Consider the following 1,618-nt stretch of genomic DNA (forward strand, 5'->3'; position numbering starts at 1 on the left):
GAGGCTAGCGCCAAGGGGTCTCCCCAAGTGGAGCATCTGGCGTGTGGGGTGTAATGACTGTGGTTAGCATAACTATATTATGCGGACATGATATTACTCGTTAATTATGCTGTATCGTAACTCACTTAAATATTTAAAAACGCCAGTAAAATTACTATCTAGATTTTTATTACCTACTAAACTTATAGGTTAGCTACCACAAAATGCACCTGCTTTCCAGAATCAAACAGAAGTGCCTAACTACTAAAGTGCGATCGTGCGATGCCTGCGGCGGGCTACACCTACCTATGCAATAGGCATCATTCACTGTAAATGATGCCTAATTTTTGCCAGTTACGCCGTCTGTCTATACTTTTTACTAAACTTTATCTTTCTAGAGTGTCTCAATGGGACAATGTAGCGGTTCAGTAAAGCTTGCAAAAATAGGTATTTTTTTAACAAAATTGGATTACTAGCTCAGTAATTACACGATGCTAGAAAATAAATTGTTGAGAATGGACTTGTGTTCTGACAGAATGGACTTGCGTTTTGACAGAATGGACTTGTGTTCTGGCAGAATGGACTTGCGTTCTGACAGAATGGACTTGTGTTCTGGCAGAATGGACTTGCGTTCTGGCAGAATGGACTTGTGTTCTGACAGAATGGACTTGTGTTCTGACAGAATGGACTTGCGTTCTGAACGAATAAGGTTTGCCATTAATAGAACGCCAGAATCTTTCCGTTTTACCAGTGCGTTATGTGCAGCAGCGTAAAACCCAAGTGATTGGTATGCAAAATCGCCCATTGCGGTTGCTGTTCATGGCGACTTCTCCTGAAGATCCGAGAGTTCCACCACTAGGGTTTGAGCAGGAAGAAGCGAACATTTTGCAAGCAACTAAGGATCAGCCTTTGGCGTTGATTGTTGAGGAAAGCGGCTCAGTTGCAGAGTTGGCTAATTTGGTGCAATCCTACCCTGAAGACTATTTTGATATCTTTCACCTCACGGGACACGGGATAATTCTAAGGCGGGGGCAGGTATAGTTTTAGGCTGGGCGCGTTCAGTGTTTGACCGCAGTCAAGTTTCAACAAAATTTGAATAATATTGACTTAGCTATAATCGTTCTCGCATCTCCCAGCAATCGTTTAGAAGTTCTGAAACCTCTGATGCCTAAAGTTCAAGAAGCTTTAGCAACGATTCAAGCAGGTGATGTGGTTACTATCACACTGCCAGATGCGATCGCTTAAGCAACTATGATTATTGTTGGATTGCCGAGTGGCGAAATGCGATATGGGATTTTAGGCAAATTAGTTGTAAATTATGCGATCGCTATAAGCCAAAATTTTTATAGATACTCACACAGGTATAGTCAAAATGGATATTAAGAATGGCATCGTCGGCGCTGTTGGCAACACACCCCTAATTCGCTTAAACAGTTTCAGTGAAGAAACAGGATGTGAAATCCTCGCTAAAGCTGAATTTCTCAATCCTGGCGGTTCTGTCAAAGACCGCGCCGCACTTTATATTATCAAAGACGCAGAAGAGAAAGGTTTACTCAAACCCGGTGGCACAGTTGTAGAAGGAACTGCTGGTAATACTGGCATTGGGCTGGCGCATATTTGCAACGCCAAAGGCTACAAA

General features: G+C 42.6%; 4 protein-coding genes. 3 read left to right on the forward strand and 1 reads right to left on the reverse strand.

Going from position 1 to position 1,618, the window contains the following annotated elements:
• Positions 1–463 precede the first annotated feature (463 nt).
• A complete protein-coding gene (locus VE944_RS28410) occupies positions 464–697 on the reverse strand; it encodes a hypothetical protein (protein ID WP_324985299.1) in 234 nt (77 codons plus the stop codon).
• Between VE944_RS28410 and VE944_RS28415 the strand changes: the two genes are divergently transcribed.
• The 3 genes from VE944_RS28415 to VE944_RS28425 all read left to right on the forward strand — a co-directional run.
• A complete protein-coding gene (locus tag VE944_RS28415; RefSeq protein WP_324985302.1) occupies positions 691–1,020 on the forward strand; it encodes a CHAT domain-containing protein in 330 nt (109 codons plus the stop codon). The genes VE944_RS28410 and VE944_RS28415 overlap by 7 nt on opposite strands.
• Positions 1,021–1,044: 24 nt before the next feature.
• The gene (locus VE944_RS28420; RefSeq protein ID WP_324985305.1) at positions 1,045–1,224 is read left to right on the forward strand and encodes a hypothetical protein; all 180 of its coding nucleotides are present in this window, start codon (positions 1,045–1,047) and stop codon (positions 1,222–1,224) included.
• 127 nt (positions 1,225–1,351) lie between these two features.
• On the forward strand, positions 1,352–1,618 hold a 267-nt coding region (locus VE944_RS28425; protein WP_324985307.1), incomplete at its 3' end, for a pyridoxal-phosphate dependent enzyme.

The sequence above is a fragment of the Nostoc sp. genome (assembly GCF_035638895.1).
Taxonomy (GTDB): Bacteria; Cyanobacteriota; Cyanobacteriia; order Cyanobacteriales; family Nostocaceae; genus Nostoc.